Below are 16522 nucleotides of genomic sequence, written 5' to 3'. Positions count from 1 at the left end.
GACAGACGCAATCAACACGCCATCGCCAGAGGGAGACCATCCATGCTTGCATCCTTGCCCCTGAACCCTTCTCAGGCCCTGGCCCCAAGCGAAGGCCAGAGCCATCGCGCCAGCCACGTCGGCCCGCCTGACGGCTTTCAACAGCTGTTCCCGGACGAACAGCTGCAAGCGGCAGAAACCCTGCACCAGGCCATCGTCCATCACGGCGACAACAGCGCCGCCGCCCTGGAGGCCATGGCGGCGCTGCGCCAACTGGCCAGGCAGGAACACCAGGACAAACTCCGCATCGACTACCATGCCGAGTCGCAATGCTTCATTTGCCGGATAGGCGACCAGGCCGTCAGCAGCCATGCCTGCGGCCCCACCCTGGCGCAATTGAACCTGCGCGAGACGCCGCTGTTGAAACCGCAAAACCTCAGCGCCTTCGCCCATCCGCTGGCGGCTGTCTGCCGGATGAAAACCGATGCGCCGCCGCATCAGGCCGACGCGCTGGCATGCCAGCTCCAGCAGGATGAGGCGCATGGACCGCAACTGGCGCTGTTTGCCGGCAATCAGCTCCTGCTGCGCCTGCCAATGCAAGATATCAGCGACGCCGACTGGCAAACCGCGCGCGCGGCGTTCGCCGACCTGCCATCCCGCAAACCGTCTGCCAGCCAGCCGGGGCCTATGCTGGTGCCGGCGCGTCTGCTGATCGAGCAGCCCGCCGCCTCGCCATGGCAGAACATCAAGCTGGCCCCCTTGCTGCCGCCGCCGCTGGACATCGGCAAGCTGCCGCAAATGGAGCGTTACCATTTCAACTGGCTGGGCCGCGCCAAGGATATGCTGGTAGGCGGCTTGCCGGACCCCGCGTATAAAACGCTGGCGGAGATCGCTTCCCGTTTGAATGCCGCGCTGAGCGCGCTACCCGGCTTGTTTGCCCAGGCGCAGGACCGTTCTTGCTCGCTGGATGCGTCCGCCGCGGAAATGCAGGACAGCGTCAAACAGGCGGAGAACGCGCTGTCTGAAGCGGCAAGCATGCTGGGAGCGCTGCGCCAAGAATGCGCGTCCCTCGACGGCCAGCCTGCAGGCCAAGAGGCGGTACAGGAGCTGGCGGGCAGCGCCCGCCACATGGAAACGCAATTGGCCGAGCTCCGCGCCAGCCTGCAGGAGCTGGGCCAGGCAGAAGCGCCAGAGGGCGCGCGCGGCAACTGGCGCATGCGGATGGAAGCGGCGGCCGAGCAGATCGCATCCAAATCCACGCTATCCGGCAAAACCTTCAGCGCGCAGGACAAGCTCTGGCTGGCTCAGTTGCAAAACGCGCTTGGCGAGCGGCAGCCGGTCACCCCGCACAGCTTGCGCGATGCGCTGGCCAAACTGATGCTGAACGGCGCGCCGCCGCCCAAGCTGGACACGGCGCTGCTTCTGCTGGACGCTTTTTATCCCGACCTGAGCCAGACGCGGCCAGACCCGGCGCCGCTGCCGCAGGCGGAAGGTTTTGTCATCGATCTCGGCAGCTACGCGCAACTGGGCGAGCAACGCGCCAAACTGCTGCAAACTCGGGATGACAAGCTGTGCTTCCTTCATCTGCTGAATGACGCCGGCAAAGCGGCCGCGCAGTCTCTGCGCAAGGAGCAAGAGGCGATCACGGCGTCCGGCGAATACAAAACCGCAGCCGCTCAGCGCAATATCCAGGTGACAGCGCTGGAGCGGTTCTGCCTGATGCGCTGGCGCGATCCTGCCGCTTCTGCGCAAAGGCATGCGGAGAAGGCGCGCAGCGGGCTGGAAGCCTCCATCGACATCAGCGGGCTGGACGACCTGGCCATGGTGGACGACAGTGAAACCACCCTCGATGGCGTACTGTTCCTGCTGGCGCGCAGCGGCGTCGCCACCGTCGGCCACGATGGCCTGCAGCTGAATTCCGAAGACTTTGTCGCCGAGGACACCCAGGTCGGCGCAGAAGCCTTGCAGGCTTATGCCACCTTGGACAGCGCGACGCGCGGCCAACTGCAAGCGGCGGCGCGGCAATGCCTGCAACTGCAACACCAGCTTGAGCATCAAGCCGCGCATCGCGGCCTGCCCCAACTGACTTTTCACGCCGCGGTCGAGCAACAAAAGCTGTTGCAGCAGTTCAAGGCGCATCCCGATGAACATCTGGCGTTTTTCAAGCAGCGCGCCCAATTGCTGCAGGCCTATGAGGGCAAACTGGCGCAACTGGCGCAACTGGCGCAACTGGCTCAATTGCCAAGCGGCCTGCCCGACGACGGCGACGACAGCATCCCGTCGACGCTGGCCAAGGCGCTGGAGGACGTCCGCGCGGAAAGCCAGATGCTGGAGGCGGTATTGGACGCCTCCGCGCCGCTGGCGGATGTGGATAGGCTGCAGCGCGCCAGCCAGCTGCAAAAAAGCGAGTCGCTCAAGTGGGAAAGCCGGCTGGCGGCGGAAACCCAGCCTTTTGCCGGAGAGCTGGCCGGCATCAATCTGAAAATTTATCAGCTGCGCAGCCAGGCCATCAAAGACACTATCCAGGCCACCGCCAACCTGACCCGCTTGCGCGCCAATTTACAGCAGGATCTGGATGAGGCGGCCAGCATCTTGCATGACGCGTATGATCCCCAAGGCGGCAAGCGCATCCAGGACATCATCCAGGAAAAACCGAAAGCGGCCGCCGCCATCAAATACCAGAACCTGCAGCAAAAGCTGGACAGCGCGCAGCGGGAAATCACCCACCGCGGCGCGCAGTTCCGGCTGGCCCTGCTCAGCTTGCAGCAGGAGGAGCGACGCGCCAACAGCGCGGGAGGCGGCGGCTATCCCAAGGATGTGTACTGGAGCAGCTGGCTGGCCTCGATGATGGGGGATAGCGTGGCCAGCCTGGCGGGCGAGCAATTGGACAAGCCGCGCGATTTGCTACTACAACATCAGTTGGCGCTGACCGGCAAAAGCATGTCCGAAGCCAGACAGGACATGCTCAACTGCCTGGCGAAGTTGGCGAGCGACCCCAAGCAAGCCTTGGAGGAACTGGGCTTTACCCCTCGCCAGCTGCTGGCCTGGGCCAGCGCCTATCCGCAAGAACTGGCCCATCTATCCAGCAACCTCAATCACGTCTATCACGCGCTGACCGCCACCGGCAAGGCGGCCTTCCTGGGCGACATGTTCAACACCGCCTGGCAGCGCGGAACGATGGACAGCGTGATGCAGGACGCCCTGTTCGGCAAGCGCGAGGCTTTGGTCGGCATAGAGGAAGGCCAGACTCTGCCGCCGGCGCTGATCGCCCTGCTCAGCATGGCCGACTGGGCGCCGTATGCCGTGGGCGGCGTCAAGGGCGTGTTGAGCCAGAACATCGGCGGCGTGCTGGCCGGCGGCGTGGGCGCTACCTTGCTTGGCGCCGGCACCGGCGCAGGCATCGCCACCGCGATGCTGCAATTCATGGGCGGCGCCGCGCAAACCCAGGTGGAAAAAGGCATCGCAGACAAGGTGGTGGAGCACCGGAATATCAACGTCGCCGTCAACGCGGTGCTAAACGGCATGGGGTTGGGGTCGGAGGCCAGCATCGGCGATCGCCTCAAGTCTATGGCCAGCTATGCCCTGCAACGCGAAGCGCTCCGCAACGCTGGCACCATTGGCCGGGACATCGCCCAGGCCGGCAAACTGGGGCCGATGGAGCGGGCGCTGAAGGAGGTATCGCTAACCTGGAAACATGCCAGCATCGGCCAAAAAGCGCTGCTGGTGGCGGCCGCGGTGGCGGCGCCGCTCGCCGCCGGCGCCCTGCTGGGGCTGCTGGCGGCCGGACCGCTGGGCTGGGCGGCAGCCGGCATCATCGCAGCCTGCGCGATGGCGGCGTCTGCCGCGCTCGGCACGCATAGCCTGTGGTCAACGCTGACATCGTGGCTGATGCCTGGCCTTGACAGGGCCGTGCAGAAGGAACTGAACGACGAGATTCTCGACCAAGCCTTGCAAAAAGCGCGCGACACGCTCGCCCGCCGCGTCAAAGAACAGCAGGTGTCCATCAGCCAGCGCCAGGATATTCAGACCGAAGCGCTGCAGTCTCTGGCGCAGCAGGCGCTGGACGCCAGGCTCGCTCGCCTGGCGCAGGGCCTGCAGGCCGAGCCGGGGTTCGCGGACTGCACGGAGGCGGAGATTGGCCTGCGATTCGATCAGGCCTTGCTTCATGCCGCGCCCGATGATGCGCCGGCGTTCAAGCTGGACGCCGATTCAGAAGCGTTCCTCCAGGCCGGAGTGGACAAGGCCTTGGCTATGCAGATACGCGAGAAGGTTGAGCAATCGTTGAAAAACGCCGTGCGCTTCCAGCCTGCGGCATCGATGTAGCCGGACAGCGACGGCCTCGATTGGGGCCGTCGCGTCTTTCGTCAGGCAAGCGCTGACTTGCAGCCTTCAGCCGGCGCCAACCGGCTCAAGCCATCTCGATCAGCCCCAGCCAAACCCCGCACCCCATCAGCACCAGCGAGAACGACCACATCGTCAGCAGCGAATAGCGGATGTGCCGCCCCATATCCAGCCCGGCCAGGCCCAATCCCAACCACAGCGCGGGCGAAAACGGACTGACGAAAGTGCCGATCACATTGCCGATCTGCAGCGCATAGACGGCGGTGGTGGCTTCCACGCCATAGGCGGAGACGATTTCCAGAATCACCGGCAACAGCGCAAAATAATAGGCATCGGTGCTCAATACCAGATCCAGCGGCAAGCCAAACACGCCCAGAATCAGGTGCAGATGCGGCGCGGCGCCGTCCGGCAGCACGCGCACCAGGTCAGCCGCAATCGCTTTTAGCATGCCGCTGCCGTTCAGCACGCCCAGAAAGGACCCAGCCCCCAGAATGATGGCGCCCATCAGCAGCGCGTTGGGCGCGTGGGCGCGGATGCGCTCAAGCTGTTCGTCCACATTCGGATAATTGATCAACAGCGCCACGCCCAGGCCAATCATGAATACATAGCCCGACGGCAGGATGCCGGAGATCAGCGTGCCGATCACGGTCAGAAACAGCGCGACATTGATCATGAAACGCTGCGGCGCATGCGGCGTATCGATGGCTTCCACCTGCGGGTCCATGTCGAGGCTGGCCTGTACGCCTTGTTTGCGCAGGCGGCGCGCCTCCAGCATGCCCAGCGCAAAAGCCAGCGACACCAGCAACGCCGCGCCTATCAATTGCAGCGGGATCAGGGGCTGCCACAGCTTGGCCGGGTCCAAATCCGTCACCGCGGCCGCGCGGCCCAGCGGACCGGCCCAGGGCATCATATTGAGAATGCCGGCGCCAAGCGCCAGCAATAGCATCATCAAATAGGGATTCATGCCCAGGCGACGGTAAAGCGGCAGCAAGGTGGGCACCGTCAACAGGAAGGTGGTCGCGCCCACCCCGTCCAGATGCGCCAGCATGCCCACCACGGCAGTGCAGACTGCCACGGCTACGGGATTGCCGCGCGACAGCCGCACCATGCCATTGACGATGGGGCGAAATACGCCAGTGTCCTGCATCACGCCAAAAAAAGTGATGGCGAAGATGAACATCGTCGCCACCTGGGCAACCGAGCTCAGCCCCGCGCCATAAAACTTGCCGATATCCGAAAAGCCAAAGCCGGCCAGCAAGGCACCAAGAAACGGCACCAGCGTCAAGCAGACCACGGGGGCCAGCTTGCGGAAGATCAACAGCGATACAACGGTAATGATGATGGCCAGTCCTGCTAGGGTAAGCATGTTCTCCTCCGAGGGGTGCATGCCTGAGCCAAGGCGCGCCGACGCACAGCGTACCCGTCGTACGGCAAGGAGGCGAACCTAGGATCAGGGGATTGATTAGCGGCGTTGAGGCTCTTTTTGTATCTGAAACGGCGTCATTGATAATGGACGCCTTTCTTTCTGGCCGCCCATTTCGAAGCCTGAAACAACAAGACTACATGTGGGAAAAAGTCATTGTCCATAAGCGGATGGATTGCTGATTGTCCGCCAAGACGGCCCGTTTTCTTCATCGTTTTTATCCCGGGAAAAGCGAAATTGCTTTTCTCTCTTTGTCATGCATTTACCCGAACGCAAGAGTTTGTAAACGACAAGCGCATGCGCAAACGATGTCATTCCGGCTCGCTGATCCCGCCTGGAAATCCAATTAGAACAAACGCTCTAAGCGCATGAATGGGCTTTGCGTCGACACGCCGATGCGCTTCGAATCCGCCTGCCTTGTAAACAAAAAAACCTGCCGTCAAACACCTTAATGACCATTTACTTAGCATTTCCTCTGGCTGAAATAGAATGGCGCCGCTCATGAATAACCACTCAATGCCGATCAAAAATGCCATTGGGTTTTCATTTTCCGTCTTATTTCAACGACACATCGCATCAAGCCCGGCAGCGCCGGGGGAAAGCCATGCCATGCCTAAAGTCTTAGCCTTATTCCTTGCATTGAGTCTTGCCGCGCCATTTGCGCTGGCCGCCGGCGACAAGTACTGCGCTGTGCAAATCAAGACCGTCGAACACCAAGTAGTCAAGAATGGCCACAAGGAGACTGTGAACAAGCAGGCGGAGGAGCATGACGCCGAGCATTTCCGCCGCATGCTGGAACGTTGCAGCGACAACGCCAGCCAGTCCGTGCGCAATGTCTGGACGGCGGCGCTGGCGCAGGTGAATGGCAAGTTGAAAAAATAAACCCAGCCCAAAGGGCTGGCGCCAGAGGATGGAAGCCCTAAGCCCGCCATGTCTCAGCCGGCAGCCCCCAGACTGCCGGCGTTTTTACGCCCCTTGTCTTCCGGCTGAAAACCAGCCTGCCGCTCATCCCTTGCCGAAACCGGCCAACTCGGAACCTGGAATTTTGCGTTTGTCACTTCGCATGTCCTGTTTGCAGCGCGCCACGCAAATATTTGACTTTGTCATATGTTGATCAATACAATTATTGACATAGTCAACATTGGAAACCTATGCTGAATTTTCTTGGCCATGCGCTGGCGCATATCGTCAACCTTAAACGGCGTTTGCTGGACAGCCGGCTGCAGGGCACAGGCATCACCCGCTCGCAGCGACAGATCCTGCTGATGCTGCATCAATCCGGCGACTGCACGCAGAAAAACCTGCTCGGCCAACTGGACATGGACCCAGGCCAGTTGGCCAGGACGCTGGAGGGCCTGGAAAAAGACGGCTATATCCGACGCCGTCCCTGGGCAGCCAACCGCCGCTGCATGTTCGTCGAGATGACCGAACACTGCCGCGACAAACTGATGCCGGGGCTGCTCGCCGCGGTGGATAGCGTGGATCAACAACTGTTCCAGGGGTTCAGCCCGGAAGAGCAACAAAAAATGCAGACCATGCTGCAAAGAATGCAAACCAATCTGTCGCAAAGCCAGGAAGACAAAGACCATGACAAATGACGCTCACGCCATACCGCCCAAACAACTGCGCCGGCTGCTGGCCGTGTTGCTGCTGCTGATGCCGCTGTTCGGCATGGCGGTGGATTTGGTCTCGCCATCGCTGCCGGCCATGGCGACGATGCTGGGAGAGTCGGACGGCGCCATCAAGAATCTGATCAGCTTGTATCTACTGGGATATGCGCTGGGTAATTTCTTTTCCGGATTCCTGACCGATGCCTGGGGGCGGCGCAAGCTGCTGCTGGGCGGCCTGGCCGGTTTCGTGCTGATCAGCTTGTTGCCTTTGTGGCTGCCTACCTTGCCTGCGCTGCTGGCTACCCGCTTGGTGCAAGGCTTGATGGTGGGCACGATTTCCGTGGTGGCGCGCTCGGTGTATCCGGACGTGCTGGCGCCGCAGGAACTGGTGAAGATGGGCGTGATCAGCGGCAGCATGTTCGGCCTTGGTCCTATCATTGGTCCGGTGCTGGGCGCTTATCTGCAAGTTTACGCCGGCTGGCAGGCCTGCTTCGTGTTCTTCGCCGGATCGATGGCGCTGATGTGGCTGCTGGTGGCCTGCTTCGTGCCGGAAACACACTTCCGCCGCCATCCGCTGAATGTGCCCACCATACGCCGCAACCTGGGCGAAGTGATGCGCCACCGCCAGTTCATCGGCATGGTGGTGCTGATGGGCGCGATCTACTCGATGAGCATCGCCTTCAACACTGTGGGGCCGTTCATCATCCAGTCAGGCTGGCACTACTCTCCCCTCGTCTTCGGCCATATCGCGTTTGGCTTGGGTTGCGTGTTTCTGCTGGCCACTTTTGTCTGCCGCTACCTGGTTGGACGCTATCCGGTAGCCCGCCTGCAACAAAGGATGACGCAGCTGCTGCTGGCCGTGACGCTGCTCGGGGCGGTGTTGTCCCATATCTGGCCGGACAGCCTGCCGCTGCTGTGCGCCATCAGCGCGCTGATGTTCTTCAGCCAGGGCATGCTATTTCCGATGTCGATGGGGCGCGGACTTTCCTTGTTCCGCCATATCGCCGGCACCGCTACCGCGCTGATGTTCCTGATCAATATCCTGATGACCAGCGCCACCTCCTTCCTGCTGAGCCTGCTGTCTGTCCACACCGCGCCGGCATTGTTGGGCGTCTACTTGATTCTGGCGCTGATCTGCTTCTTCGCCAATCGGCTGCTGATCCAGCCTGCGGAAGCCATGCAAGAGGCAACCGCCCGCGCCTGATCTGTCACAAGCGTCTCACCCGCTCCGCTTCGGCGGAGCGGGTTCTCTCTTAATCGCGCCGCATCGCCGCAGGCGCGCGAAACCCACCCGTTTATCCTCATCTTGCGGTACTCTACGCGGCTTGAATCATTGCGCGCGGAGATATCCACGCGCGCGGCAACCGTATCCAAAGCAGCGCATGCGTATCCAAGAATTCCATCAAGCTCTCGCCGCTATCGGCGCCCGCTCGTGCCACATCGGCCGCATCAACCGCGCCTGGCTCAAGGGCCAGCCGCTTGATGCCGGCACTCGCCACCAGAAGAGCGAGGACTATTTCCCCTTGTCCGTCCGCAACGGCCTGCCGCCCATTGCCGCTCAGTTGGAAGGTTTGGCGCGCATCCGCTCGCAGCACACGGCGGAAGATGGATCGTTGCGGCTCTTGGTGGAATTGAACGACGGCCAAATGGTGGAGAGCGTCTTGCTGCCGCGCGACGGCTTGTGCGTGTCCAGCCAGGTGGGGTGCGCGGTAGGCTGCACCTTCTGCATGACCGGCAAAAGCGGGCTGTTGCGCCAGCTGGGCAGCGCGGAGATCGCCGCCCAGGTCGCCCTCGCCCGCCGCATCCGTCCCGTGAAAAAAGTGGTATTCATGGGCATGGGCGAGCCGGCGCACAATCTGGACAATGTGCTGGAGGCCATCCAGTGGCTGGGCACCGATGGCAATATCGGCCACAAAAACCTAGTGTTCTCCACCGTGGGCGATCCGCGCGTCTTCGAACGCTTGCCGCAGCTGCCGGTCAAGCCGGCGCTGGCGCTGTCCCTGCACACCACCCGCGCCGATTTGCGCCAGCAATTGCTGCCGCGCGCGCCGCGCATCGCGCCGGCGGAGTTGGTCGAGCTCGGCGAAGCCTACGCCCGCCAGGTGGGCTATCCCATTCAGTATCAGTGGACGCTGCTGGCCGGCGTAAACGACAGTCAGGAAGAATTGGACGCGGCGGCGCGCCTGCTGAAGGGCAAGTACGGCGTGCTCAACATCATTCCCTACAACAGCGTGGAGGGCGACAGCTTCCAGCGCCCGTCCAGCGAACGCGTGCAGGCGATCAAACGCTATCTGCACGATAACGGCGTGCTGACCAAAGTGCGGGACTCCGCCGGCCAGGATGTGGATGGCGGCTGCGGCCAGTTGCGCGCGCGGGCCGCTGGGATCATCGATGTCAGCCGCCTGCGGCGCCAAACCGGGCGGCCGCAGACCAAAGACGCGCGCTGAGCCAAAAAAAACCCCGGCCAGATGGCCGGGGCAGATTCAACCGACCGCCCTGAGGCCGATTGAAACTTGTGCTGTATTCAGCATAGCCGGTTCGTCGCAAGCTGCACTGTTTTTACTCGGAGCGGCTCGCGAAATACCCGCTCCGGCACGCGCCTCGGAGCGCTGGCCCGCTTTGACGCGCGTGCCGCCCGAAACCGTTCAGCCCTGGCCAAACTGCCGCCGCAGTTCGGCGATATCGTCCCGCCGCACTCGCACCGGCACCAGAGCGCGGCGTATGGGTTGCAGCTTGCCCAGCACCACCTCTTCCAGCATCAGATCGGTGGCGCCTTCATCATCGCCCTCCACCTTGATGCCCATGCGATTGAGCCGCAGCGTCACGGTCTGCACACAGAAATAATCCTCCGGCCGCTCCAGCACTTGGCGCACCACATCCAGCGTGCCTTCCAGGCCGGCATGGCTGCGCAGCTCCGCCAGCTGCGGCTTCAGTTCGGCGAGCCGCGCATCGACTCCGGCCACGGAGTCCGGCAGATCGTCGTCAGCCTGCCCATCCACCACGGTGCAACCTTCTGACTGCAGCGCCAACCGGCGCAGTTGCAGCCGGGCCTGTTCCGATTCCAGCAGCTGCCGGCTTTGTTCCATCAGGCTCAAGCGGCGCGCGATCACCGCGCTCAGCACATCCAGCGCGTGGGCGCCGGAGCGCTGCAGGAACGCCTCCTGGCTGGGGCTGGGCACCATCAGCCGGTGGCCATCGAAACTGACGACCACTTGCGCCACATCGCTGCGCAGCTCGCCGTTTTCCATGGACACGCCAAAACGCCCGGTCTCGCTGCGCTGCATGGCCAGCAAGGCCCAGGCTTCGTCGCCATTGGACGCCGACAGGAAAAACTCGCGCAAGGTCTCGCTGCTCTCCAATAGCTCCAGCAGGCTGGCCGGGCCGGAGAACAACAGACCCAGCCGCGGATCGCGCGAGAAGCTGGGCAGCGACAGCTCCAATACCGGCGGCAGCTGCGACATCAGCGATGACAAATACGTCTGCGAGATGCGCATGCCTGGCGCCAGCGCGTCCTGATAGCCGGGCAGCAGGCGCAGGCGCCGGTCGCAGGTATCGATCAACTGCTCGATCAGGGCTGCCTGCTCGCGAGCGCGCTGTCGGCTTTGCGGGTCCAGGCCCAGTTTGCGCAACCACCGTTCGAACATGCCGCCTCTCCGTTTATTCGCCTGATTATCGGTATCAGAACTGCTCGTCGTCGCGCAGGTAGCGCCACTGCCCGGTAGGCAGGTTGCCCAGCTTCACCTTGCCGATGGCGATGCGCTTCAAACCCACCACGCGCAAGCCCACCAGCTCGCACATGCGGCGGATCTGCCGCTTCTTGCCTTCGCGCAGCACGAAACGCAGCTGATCTTCGTTCTGCCAGCTCACCTTGGCCGGCAACAGCTTCTTGCCGTCCAGCTCCAGGCCATGGTTCAGCAGGGCCAGGCCGTTGGGGATCAGTTCCCCCTCCACCCGCACCAGATATTCTTTCTCTACCTCGGAGTGCTCGCCGATCAGGTGCTTGGCGACACGGCCATCCTGCGTCAATACCAACAGCCCCACCGAGTCGATATCCAGCCGGCCGGCCGGCGCCAGACCGCGCAAATGCGAGGGCTGGAAGCGCTTGCGGCTGCTATCTTCCGACCATTGGTTTTCCGGCTTCACCAGTACCACGGCCGGCTCGTAACCGTCCTCGGCCTGGCCGGACACATAGCCTACCGGCTTGTTCAGCAGAATGGTGACGCGGGCGGACTGCGCATCCTGAGCCTTCTTGTCGACTTCGATCCGGTTGTGCGGCAGCACCTTCTGGCCCAGGATGGCCACTTCGCCATCCACCTTGACCCAGCCTTGCTCGATATAGCTGTCTGCCTCCCGGCGCGAGCACAGCCCCAGTTCGGCCATGCGTTTTGACAGGCGTACAGGTTCCATTTGTCTTTCCGTAATGAAAAAGCGGCTCCGGTCGCATTGCGCTGCGGAGGCCGCTATTGAGTCGATGCACATTGTAGGGGATTGCGCCGCAACTGGCCATGATGCGGCGCAATGGGCGCGCAATCAGCCCATCTGTGAACGCAGCCAGGCGCGGGCCGATTCCGGCTCCCGCGGCAACTCGCCCGCCAGCAAAACCGCGCAGACACGCTCCAGCCACTGCTCAGGCAGCAGCGACTGCCGCTCCTGCAGCCGCGCGTGCTCCTCAGCCAGCTGTCGCAAGCGCCGCTCTGCGGCTTCCGCGGCTTCGCGCGACTGCTGCCATTGCTGCCTGGCCTCTTCGGCCTGCTGTTGCTGCATGTCGAGCCGGGCCTGCAAGCCGCCGTTTTCGCGCTCGCGCTCCAGCACCCGCTCGCGCCACAGCCCCTCGATCTTGGCCGCATCCTGCCGGGCCTGCTGCAACACGCTTTCCAGCTTTTGCAATTGTTGCTTCATGTCTTTGCGCTCGTCCTCCACCTGCTGATACAGCCTGACGCGCAGGCCTTCCAGCCGGTCATAGGCCAGCGCTTCTTTCCGCTCGGACTCCTCGCGCGCTTCGCGCAGTTGCTGCTCATGCTTTTCTTGCAGCTCAGCCTCGCGGGCATCGGCCTGTTTGCGGAGGGTCGACAGCTCCTGCCGCAAGGACTCCTGCGCGCTCAGCAGTTGCTGGCGTTCTTCCTGTAGCTTCTCCGCGCGCTGGCGCTCCTGACGCAATTCACCATCCAGCTCCACTTGCCTGGCTGCGCGCAATTCCAGCTCATGACGCAGCGATTGCAGCTCCGCCTCCGCCTGTTCCTGCTTTTGCAGCAAGCCATCGCGCTCGGCGCGCAGCGCCGCGGCCTCTTCCGCCACCTCTTGGCGCACCGTTTCCAACTGCTGATCAGCCTCGTCGCAAGCTTTTTGCCACACCTGCTCAAAAGCCTCCGCCAGACTCGGCGGCCAGTCCGGCCGACGCGACGAAACCGCCACCCGGGACAAAAACTCCTGCCGCCATTCCTTCAAGGCGTTGTTGATAGTGGTGTTGGAGCCGCTGCCCAAGCGGGCCCGCACGTCGGCCACCGTAGGCCAGGCTCCCTCGCCCACCAGCTCAAACGCCGCCTGGCGAATGCGTGCATAGATATCCGCAGCCATGTGCTGTTTACCTGTTTGATGTCTCCCTCAAAGTGTAGCAAATGTAATGAATAAAATATATTACGTATATCATTATTTATTTAATCATATCTACAATATTTTTCCGATAATTATACTTATCGGAAGTTTCAGGCATGGAATGCCTGCCAACAAACCAACCAAATGCGGCCCAGCCCACCTGTCCTTAATGCCAAAACACGTCTTGCTCCGCCTGCTAAACCGGTAAGCACTGGCAAGCCTTGACCCGGCCCATCACGCCAGCCCTCCCTCACCCTCTATCAAGGAAGACGACATGAGCGAATCGACCAACCTGTCCGCGCCGCCCTACGGCACCGCTCTACAACAGGCGCAAGGCACTGCCGGCCGCACCCAGGATGCCCTATTCCCTGTCAGCTATATCATCACCACTGGCGCCGCCGGAGCGCAGACCCTGAAGCTGACCTTGCTGGTGAATACCGTGGCGGACACGGTAGTGGGTTTTGCCAAAATCACCCAGGCCGTCGCCACGCAAAATCCGTCCGCCACAGCCTATGACGTGTGGGGACAATACACCTACCTCACCGTGATGCCGCCATCGGACGGCCGCATCCTGATCACCGCCCAAGGCAACCATGGAGGCCCGCACGCCAATTCTCCCATCGGCTTCAAGATCGAGCTGCTGCTTGACCGCACTTGGGCGGAGGGTGTCGCCAACTACAGCTACGACGATGGCCAGACCTGGATCAATGTGGAAAATGCACCAGCCCATCTGAACCGCTCGCTGGAACGCCTGCCGGTCAACCCCTACCCGGATCCAGTCTATACCCCGCTGTACGCGGTTTCCGTCCAAAACGCCGTCGCCAAGAACGACGCCGCCGAAATCAGCCGGCTGCGCGAATCGGCAACCAATCAGCGCGACAGCCTGCTGGCGGCGGCCAATCTCCTCAAAGAGAAGCTGCAGCGCTAAGCCCCAAACTTTGCGAACACCTTGATCCAACCCTATTTCGGGAGCCTTCCCCATGTCCGAAGAACTGTTCCTCGTTCGCCTCGCCACCGCCACCTCGGCTTACGGCGCGCCAATACTGAATCTGAATCTGGTGGTCGATACCGCCAACAAGAAGGTCGCCGGCACGGCGAGCGTGTTCCAGAGCACCAATCCGCCAGTGGACTTCAAGGCCAATGTCTGGGGCTATTTTTCCGTCCTGGGCGACCAAGTGATCCTAGTGCTGGACGGCAGCCCCACCAGCCCGATCAGCAAAGTAGCGGAAACCTTCCATCTGCGCGGACACCTGTCCGCAGACTGGCAAAACGGCACCGTCAGCTACAAGTACTTCTATAACGGCGAGTGGCATAACGTCGTCAATCAGCATTTGGCCGCCACCTCCACCGTGGCGGAAGATATCTCCAATACCAGCGCCAATGCCGGCTCCCACTTCCACACGCTCTACGCTTCGGCGCTGACGGAAGCCAGCCGGGCCGATGTCGGCGAGACCAAGGCGCGGCAACTGCTTGCCGCAGCGGAGGCGCAGATCCGTAGCCTGAACGAAGCCCTGGAAAAACTGGGCAGCCGCTGACCCGCCGCAGCCGCCCCGGCGAGGGCGGTGAACCGCCAGACAGTCCGGGCGCCATGCCCGGACTTCCCGCCAAGGAACGCCCATGTCCGACAGCCAAGAAAAACGCCCTGCCCGCTATCTCAGCCGCGAAGACTTCGAACGCTACAATCCCGTTCACGTGGTCTGGGAGATCACCCTGGCCTGCGACCTCAAGTGCCTGCATTGCGGCTCCCGCGCCGGCCATCGCCGTCCCAGCGAGCTTTCCACGGCGGAATGCCTGCAGGTGATAGACGCGCTGGCCAAGCTGGGCACGCGCGAAATCACGCTGATCGGCGGAGAAGCCTATCTGCGCAAGGATTGGACTCAACTGATCCGCGCCATCCGGGGCCATGGCATTTATTGCGCCACCCAAACCGGCGGCCGCAATCTAACCCCGGCCAAGCTGCAGGAGGCGGTAGACGCCGGCCTCAATGGCGTGGGCGTTTCGCTGGACGGGCTGGCGCCGCTGCACGACAAATTGCGCAATGTGCCGGGCTCATTCGACAAAGCCAGCGACACCTTGCGGCGCGCCAAGGCAGCCGGCTTGGCAGTCAGCGTCAACACCCAGATCGGCGCGGCCACCATGCCGGATTTGCCCGCGCTGATGGACCACATCATCGAACTCGGCGCCACGCATTGGCAGATTCAATTGACCGTGGCCATGGGCAACGCAGTGGACAACGATGAAGTCTTGCTGCAGCCATACCGCGTGCTGGAGTTGATGCCGCTGCTCGCCCGCCTGTACCAGGAAGGATTGGAACGCGGCCTCTTGATGACCATAGGCAACAACATCGGCTATTACGGCCCTTACGAACACATCTGGCGCGGCTTTGGCGATGACCGCGTGCACTGGGCCGGCTGCGGCGCGGGGCAAACGGTGATGGCGCTGGAAGCGGACGGCACCGTCAAGGGCTGTCCATCGCTGGCCACCGTGGGATTTGCCGGCGGCAATGTCCGCGACATGGCCTTGGAAGACATCTGGCGGCACAGCGAAGGCATCCACTTCGGCCGGCTGCGTTCGGTGGACGATTTGTGGGGCTACTGCCGCGGCTGCTATTACAACGATGTCTGTCGCGGCGGCTGCACCTGGACGTCCCACTCGCTGCTGGGCAAACCCGGCAACAACCCGTACTGCCACTACCGGGCGCTGGACTTGCAACAGCGCGGCCTGCGCGAGCGCATCGTCAAACTGCAAGATGCCGCCCAGGATTCGTTCGCCGTCGGCCGTTTCGACCTGATTACCGAAGACATCGCCAGCGGCAAGGTGGTGAGCCAGATCAGCCGCAGCGGCCAAGTCATAGAACTCAGCTGGAAAAACCGCGGCAAGAAAGCGCCGGAAACCGGCCATCCGCCGGCAAGGCTGGCGCTATGCCGCAATTGCAAGCAATACATCCATCAACACGAAACCACCTGTCCGCACTGCAAGGGCGACGTCATCGCCGCGGAACGCTTGCACCGCCAGAAAATGGCAGAGCGCGATGAAGCCATCCAGCGGCTGCGCAGTCTGCTGGGAGAAGTTTCCTGACGCCATGGCCGGGCGGCGCCCCGCCCGGCGGGCGCCAGCCTCTCCGCCACGGCTTGCATTTTCCGGCCGATGCCCTACCATGGCTCGCCATGCTTCCCGACACGTTTCATCCTCCCGCCCCCGGCCCGGCGCAACTGATCCAGGCCCAATCCGACACCCAGGCCGTGCTGACCTGGCTGGCCGAGCACGCTGACAAGCCCGCCACGCTGGCTGGCTATCGCAAGGAGGCGGAACGCCTGCTGCTCTGGCTGGACAGCCGGCGGCAAACGCTGGCCCAGATGAAACGGGAGGACGTGCAGGACTACCGGCGCTTTTTAGCCTCTCCGCATCCGGCCGAGCAATGGATAGGCCCGGCCCGGCCGCGCAGCCATCCCCAATGGAAGCCGTTCACCAAGCCGCTGTCGCCGCAGAGCATCAACCACAGCCTGACCGTGCTGGGCGCGCTGTTTTCCTACCTCAACGACGCCGGCTACCTCAACGGCAATCCGTTCAAGCTGCT

Annotated in this window: 12 protein-coding genes and 1 pseudogene; 9 read left to right on the top strand and 4 right to left on the bottom strand. The window is 62.6% G+C overall.

What is annotated here, in order from left to right; all coding sequences use genetic code 11:
- Nucleotides 1-42 precede the first annotated feature (42 nt).
- Nucleotides 43-4302, top strand: a complete 4260-nt coding sequence (locus C2134_RS18930) for a TTSS effector protein (protein WP_103321639.1) — start codon at nt 43-45, stop codon at nt 4300-4302.
- 85 nt (nt 4303-4387) lie between these two features.
- Here the strand turns inward: C2134_RS18930 and C2134_RS18925 are convergent, their stop codons facing one another.
- Nucleotides 4388-5686 (bottom strand): CitMHS family transporter, encoded by a 1299-nt coding sequence (locus tag C2134_RS18925; protein WP_103321638.1) that lies wholly within the window; start codon nt 5684-5686, stop codon nt 4388-4390.
- 558 nt (nt 5687-6244) lie between these two features.
- On the opposite strand from C2134_RS18925, the gene C2134_RS21400 reads away from it, so the two are divergent.
- The 4 genes from C2134_RS21400 to C2134_RS18900 all read left to right on the top strand — a co-directional run bounded on the left by C2134_RS21400 (nt 6245) and on the right by C2134_RS18900 (nt 9800).
- Nucleotides 6245-6625 carry a hypothetical protein gene (locus tag C2134_RS21400; protein ID WP_146042218.1) on the top strand — a complete coding sequence of 127 codons (381 nt, stop codon included), beginning with the start codon at nt 6245-6247 and terminating at the stop codon, nt 6623-6625.
- Nucleotides 6626-6894: 269 nt separating this feature from the next.
- Complete coding sequence (locus C2134_RS18910) at nt 6895-7341, top strand: MarR family winged helix-turn-helix transcriptional regulator (protein ID WP_071108560.1); 447 nt, start codon at nt 6895-6897, stop codon at nt 7339-7341.
- Nucleotides 7331-8557 carry an MFS transporter gene (locus C2134_RS18905; RefSeq protein ID WP_103321635.1) on the top strand — a complete coding sequence of 409 codons (1227 nt, stop codon included), beginning with the start codon at nt 7331-7333 and terminating at the stop codon, nt 8555-8557. The genes C2134_RS18910 and C2134_RS18905 overlap by 11 nt, the downstream gene beginning before the upstream one ends.
- 178 nt (nt 8558-8735) lie before the next feature.
- Nucleotides 8736-9800, top strand: coding sequence for an RNA methyltransferase (locus C2134_RS18900; RefSeq protein ID WP_103321634.1), 1065 nt, complete (start codon nt 8736-8738; stop codon nt 9798-9800).
- Between the two features lie 198 nt (nt 9801-9998).
- Here the strand turns inward: C2134_RS18900 and C2134_RS18895 are convergent, their stop codons facing one another.
- The 3 genes from C2134_RS18895 to C2134_RS18885 all read right to left on the bottom strand — a co-directional run bounded on the left by C2134_RS18895 (nt 9999) and on the right by C2134_RS18885 (nt 12927).
- Entirely contained in the window at nt 9999-10997 is a 999-nt protein-coding gene (locus tag C2134_RS18895) for a hypothetical protein (protein WP_103321633.1), read from the bottom strand.
- Nucleotides 10998-11031: 34 nt separating this feature from the next.
- On the bottom strand, nt 11032-11760 hold the full coding sequence (locus C2134_RS18890) for a pseudouridine synthase (protein WP_071108556.1): 729 nt from the start codon (nt 11758-11760) through the stop codon (nt 11032-11034).
- 123 nt (nt 11761-11883) lie between these two features.
- On the bottom strand, nt 11884-12927 hold the full coding sequence (locus C2134_RS18885; RefSeq protein ID WP_103321632.1) for a DNA-binding protein: 1044 nt from the start codon (nt 12925-12927) through the stop codon (nt 11884-11886).
- A 292-nt stretch (nt 12928-13219) separates the two neighbouring features.
- Between C2134_RS18885 and C2134_RS18880 the strand changes: the two genes are divergently transcribed.
- From C2134_RS18880 to C2134_RS21635, 4 genes and pseudogenes are all read left to right on the top strand, one after another.
- Nucleotides 13220-13873: a DUF1842 domain-containing protein gene (locus C2134_RS18880; protein WP_103321631.1), complete on the top strand. Its 654-nt coding sequence runs from the start codon at nt 13220-13222 to the stop codon at nt 13871-13873.
- Nucleotides 13874-13925: 52 nt separating this feature from the next.
- Nucleotides 13926-14480 (top strand): DUF1842 domain-containing protein, encoded by a 555-nt coding sequence (locus tag C2134_RS18875; RefSeq protein ID WP_071108554.1) that lies wholly within the window; start codon nt 13926-13928, stop codon nt 14478-14480.
- Between the two features lie 82 nt (nt 14481-14562).
- Nucleotides 14563-16023 (top strand): GDL motif peptide-associated radical SAM/SPASM maturase, encoded by a 1461-nt coding sequence (locus tag C2134_RS18870; protein WP_103321630.1) that lies wholly within the window; start codon nt 14563-14565, stop codon nt 16021-16023.
- Nucleotides 16024-16112: 89 nt separating this feature from the next.
- Nucleotides 16113-16522, top strand: a pseudogene (locus C2134_RS21635) (site-specific integrase); the annotation flags it as partial.

This window comes from Chromobacterium sinusclupearum, assembly GCF_002902845.1.
Classification (GTDB): domain Bacteria; phylum Pseudomonadota; class Gammaproteobacteria; order Burkholderiales; family Chromobacteriaceae; genus Chromobacterium; species Chromobacterium sinusclupearum.
This window is presented reverse-complemented; position numbering and strand designations above follow the sequence as displayed.